Annotated in this window: 1 protein-coding gene and 3 pseudogenes; 1 reads left to right on the top strand and 3 read right to left on the bottom strand. The window is 62.6% G+C overall.

Annotated features, from left to right (window positions below; translation table 11 throughout):
- Positions 1-844 precede the first annotated feature (844 nt).
- Entirely contained in the window at positions 845-1,495 is a 651-nt protein-coding gene (locus ACFMBG_RS23870; RefSeq protein ID WP_421057132.1) for a helix-turn-helix transcriptional regulator, read from the top strand.
- Between the two features lie 272 nt (positions 1,496-1,767).
- Here ACFMBG_RS23870 and ACFMBG_RS23865 read toward each other — a convergent pair.
- The 3 pseudogenes from ACFMBG_RS23865 to ACFMBG_RS23855 form a co-directional block, all read right to left on the bottom strand.
- Positions 1,768-3,930: pseudogene (locus ACFMBG_RS23865) on the bottom strand (Tn3 family transposase); the annotation flags it as partial.
- A 331-nt stretch (positions 3,931-4,261) separates the two neighbouring features.
- Positions 4,262-4,525: pseudogene (locus tag ACFMBG_RS23860) on the bottom strand (transposase); the annotation flags it as partial.
- A 138-nt stretch (positions 4,526-4,663) separates the two neighbouring features.
- A pseudogene (locus ACFMBG_RS23855) lies at positions 4,664-4,743 on the bottom strand (IS5/IS1182 family transposase); the annotation flags it as partial.

The raw sequence follows: 4,743 nt of genomic DNA, 5'->3' as shown, positions 1-4,743 counted from the left end.
CGGCGCCAAACCGGCCGGCGCTGGTCAGCACCGGGGCGCGGCGGTGCCCCGGCTGCACCAGGGCCAATGATGTAAGAGAAGAGATTTGCCTTTGAAGAGACCTCGAAAACAACAACTTGCCCGTTTGCGCAACGGACGCACCCAACATAACCATGTTGCCCCCCGGCATGACATAATGAATGCCATGAAGGTAGCACAGCGCCCGCAACCGCAAACCGGGCAGAGGGGGTACGCCAAAGGCCGGGGCGGCGCCGCGCGGTGGCGGCGCGGGCGGCGCAAAATACCACCATGGGGGTAGCCGCTTGGGGCAGGGCAGGCGAATCGAAAAAACCCAAGGTTGTTTCGTATCAAAAGTAAAATGTCTTAAAATTGTAGAATCCAGCCTGGAAACAGTGCGTTTCCCCATTGGAGACAATGCCAATGGCGTAAGGGGGCCGCGGCAGATCGCGTGGAAAAACAGCCGGCTAAGGCGGCACCCCGGGGGCGGGGCCGGGCCGCCCTGCCAAAAAGCACTGCTCCGGGAGGGGAAGTTCCTTAACAATAACGGCTGGATTCGCTACGGTTTATCCACAGCAATGCGCATCAGAAGTGTTTGGAAGCCCGATTGCGCTGCCCGGCCCAGGATGTTTTTTCCGGGCGTGTTCTGTTTTTATCACGATCCGGAAACGGCGGCGCAGACGCGCAGCCGGGGCCAAAACGGCGGCAGGCGGGTGAATTGTGTTCCGGGGTGCGGCGGCGCATTGCGATAACGGCGGTCTGCGGGGGTGGGCCAGCCAAAATACCGCGCTCCTGAGGGACCGGCCGGGTGCAGGATCCGGCCATGTTACGAGTAAAGGAGTTATGGATGCCTGTTCACATTGTGGGGGAAAGCAGGCTTCTCAGGGACATGTTTCTGACCATCTGTGAAGCACATGACTACGAGACCGGGCACTGCTGCGGTGCGCTGGCGGAGCTGCCGCCGCTGCCCGCCCAGGACCTGGTGCTGTTCTACAGCCACGGCACCGGCACGGCGCTGACGGAGGAGCTGCAGGCGTTCCGCGCCCGCAATGGCGCGGTGCAGCTGATCCTGGTCACCGGCGATGATTGCCCGGCCGCCACCCAAGCCCGGCTGAGCCATTATGCAGAGGCGGTGATCCCGGAGCGCAAATCGGCGGATGCGCTGATTGCGGCGCTGCAGGTGGTGCAGAACGGCTACCGCATCGTGCTGCCGGAGGGGGCCGCAGAGGCCGCAGAGGCACCGCGGCCTGCGGTTGTGCCGCGCCCGCCAGAGCGGGCCGGGCACGGGCTGTCGGACCGCGAGCAGCTGATCCTGGCCAAGCTGACCGAAGGCGCCACCAACAAGAGCATCGCCAATGAGCTGGGCATCTGCGAAGCCACGGTTAAGGTGCATCTGCGCACCTGCTTCCGCAAGATCGGCGCCAAGAACCGCACCCAGGCGGCCCTCTGGGCCTCCGAGCAGCTGCCGCCGCAGGCGGCGGAGCAGCGCCCGCACTGACAGGGGCCATTGATCAGGGCCCTGGAGCGGGGCCGCTGACAGCACCTGCGGCAGACGGGACCGCAACAGGCGCGCCTGGCCCTCAGGGCCGGGACGCCGCTTGCCGGATGCGGGCGGAGCCGGGGCCCGCCGCATCCGGCCGGTGCGGGCAGGCGGGCGCCAAGGTTGTCCGGAGACCTTTTGCCGGAACTTTTTAAAAGGCTCTAGACCATAAACCCCACGATGGGATGGACTAATGCTGAACAAAAATATGGTTTGTCGTGATGTCGGCAGAGAAAACGGATGCGGGTGGCGAACTGGAAGCAGAGCAGCGCGGTGACGGCAAATACGTGATCGGTGAAGCCGCCAGTATCGGCATACTGTTCTTTGATCTTCCGTCCCACCTCGTTCATCAGCAGCCCATCCAGGAAGTATGGCGCTTCGTTCACCATGGCGGGAATGTCTTGAGTGGCAAACGGGCCGAACTGATCGGAGACGTGGGTGTAGGCCTTCACGCCAGGCTCGTTGCCGTATTTCGCGTTGACCAGGTTCATCGCTTTGCCCTGGCGGGCAGCGGGAAAGAATTGTCCATCACTGGAACCGGTGACACCGCCGCCCCAGTTTTGGGCCATGGGGAGCGCGGCCTGCGCGTCAATCACCATAGCGAGTGCTTTGTTGATGGCCTCACTTTCAATATGCCACCGCGATAGGCGCGAGAGCTGGAAGTAATCGTGGGTGCTGGTGGCATCGGCCATCTTGCTGAGACCCAGGTTCAGCAAGATGGCCAGCAATGCATTCAAAAGGCCGATCCTGTCCTTGCACGGCGCACCCGTGCGGAGATGCGTGAAAGCGTCGGCAAAGCCAACGGCATCGTCCACTTCCAACAGGATATCTGTGATCTGCACGGTGGGCAGGCGCTTGTAGAAATCAAGTACCAGATCGTTGACGGCTTCGGGGGCGGCAGTGGTGAGACGGTCTGCCTTCAGCACTCCGCCCTCAATGGACCCGCCGGGAATAGCGCCTGTTCGGGCGGCACGAGCAAGACGACTGAGGCCGTCCGCCCTCCTTTGCCTGCGGTCGGCGATCCACTCGGTGGGATCAAACGGCACCGCCAGCCGGGTCGGCGCCTGCGCGGCGGTTATCGGTACCAGCGTCCGTTTCAGATCGGCGTCGCGCGGGACGTCTCCAGCCAGATGTCGCCGGAGCGGAACGCATCGCGCAAATGGAACAGCACGGCGACTTCCCAAAGCCGGTTATCACCGGACTCCCGGGCATTGAGATGACGATGCCATTTCTAGCTGCGGCGCAGGAATGCTGTTGGCCTGGTCTCGGTATTTTGACCGTCGCGGATCAACCGGGCTGCGGCGATCACGGGTTCTGCCACTGGTGCTGCCTTGATCCTGAGCGCGCGCAGCCTGCGCGGGGCATAGCGGCGGAGCCGATTGTAACCGTGGACGGCATGGGCCAGAGGATCGGCAGCCATGGTTCTGGTCAACCGTGTCGCCGTCGCGACTAACGCCTCCAGATCGTGCCAGCCGCAAACCGTCTCGACGGCGTCATCAAGAGGCGCACTGTCTTTGCGGGCTTCCAGCAGCGCGCCGCCAAGGCCAGAGAAGGAGCGCAACGTGTCGTGCAGGGATGACTTTGACGCCGCGATCTGTTCATCGCACAGCCGTTTGGCGTCCCGCCTGGTCTTGCCAACGATGCGGTCATGGGTCTCGACAATCGTATCGGCCAGTGCTGTACGCACACTCTGTGGCGCGGATAGCCAGGATAGCGAGGCGCCGGTCACCACTGATGTCGCGCAAACCGTCCGTGAAGTAACGTTCCCCCTGTCTGCGCAAGCGGCTGATCCGGTGGGGCGGAATGTCATCAAGCATACCGCTAGGCAGTTCGATCTTTTGCAGGAATTCCAGCCGGTCCAGCAGGCGGTTCATATCCGCCGAATTGCGGCCCACCTCGAACTGGCGCAACCAGATGAACCGGCTGACGCGCCCATCAACATCCTCGGCAAGCAAAGCGTTCAGGCCTTCTTTCATGCCGCCGTCCAGCTGCCCTGCGATGCGGCTTTCAATCCGGCGCTCGGCGGCAGCCAGAGCCTCGGCGCACAGCCGCTCGATAACAGAAATGCCGGGCAGGATTGCCTCGGTCTCATGGCAGCGCGCGACAAACCGGCGGGCCAAATCCTCATTCGACCGGGCGTGCCCGGCTTGCCCGGACAGCTATGCCTTCAAGTCACGGGCATCGCGCCCGGAGAACATCTTGAACCCGTAAATCGCACGCAGGTCGACGAGATGCCTGCGCCGTGTCACGTCGTTTTCGGCGTAGCAGACGAGGTCATCCGCATTTTCTCCAAGCTGCGCAGCGATGAAGCGGCTCACCTCCAGAGGAAAGACCTCCCCCGGCACCAGCAGGCGGCCGGGATACCGGAACGCGCAAAGCTGCAGAGCAAAGCCTAGGGTCAGGACTTCGGTAACGGGGACGTTCCAGTCAAGCGGTTTTAGGCAGGCAAATTGATCCGCCAAGGCGGTTTCGCCGGCTCTATTCTAGCCCGTCCTGCTTTCTGTTGCGGCTTTCGGCTGAGGTCCCTCGGGTACATGCTTCGGTCCGTGGTCAGCGCGCCGGCTGCCAACATGATGCTGGTTCGATGCGATTCCGATGCACCCATCTCATTGGCGTGCTTGACGGCAGTCAGCGACAGTCCAGACCACGGCATCATCGGAACCACGTCCCTGCGGGACCTCAAAAGCCTGCGATCAAGCAGGCAGAGAGTGGAGGAACATCCGGTCAGACCGTGTCCGGTGCGGTATCCGGCTGGAATACTGTGCCATCGACCCAGACCCGGTGGAGTATCACCGCAATACGGCGAGCCAAGGCAACCATCGCGCACTTGCGTCCACGGCGTTGTGCGAGCTGGGCTCCCCATTTTCTCAGCCATGCCGATCTGCCCCGGTTCATCATGACTGTTGCGGCCTGGCACAGCGCCCGCCTCAGATTGGCATCCCCCGCCTTGGTGATGCCGCCTGATACATCACGTTCGCCGGACTGGTTCAACAACCGCCGCCTGCTTGAGCCTATCGGGAATATCCCGCCGGCAGAAGCAGAGGCCAATTTCTATGCGGCTATGGAAACTGAGGAACTTGCCGCGTAACTAACTGAAATCAGCCTCCGGCAAACCCGGTGCGGTTCAGTCCGGTGGGCCTTGAGGTAGGTCGCGTCGATCATCACGGTCTTCTCTTCGCCATGCCCGGCAACCAATCCAGCCATCA

It is taken from the genome of Leisingera coralii (assembly GCF_049056525.1).
GTDB lineage: Bacteria > Pseudomonadota > Alphaproteobacteria > Rhodobacterales > Rhodobacteraceae > Leisingera > Leisingera coralii.
Note: the sequence above shows the minus strand (reverse complement) of the source record. Positions and strands in the feature narration are given on the sequence as shown.

Coding starts and splice junctions, on each gene's coding strand:
- ACFMBG_RS23870 (WP_421057132.1), top strand. CDS start 845: ATGCCTGTTCACATTGTGGGGGAAAGCAGGCTTCTCAGGGACATGTTT.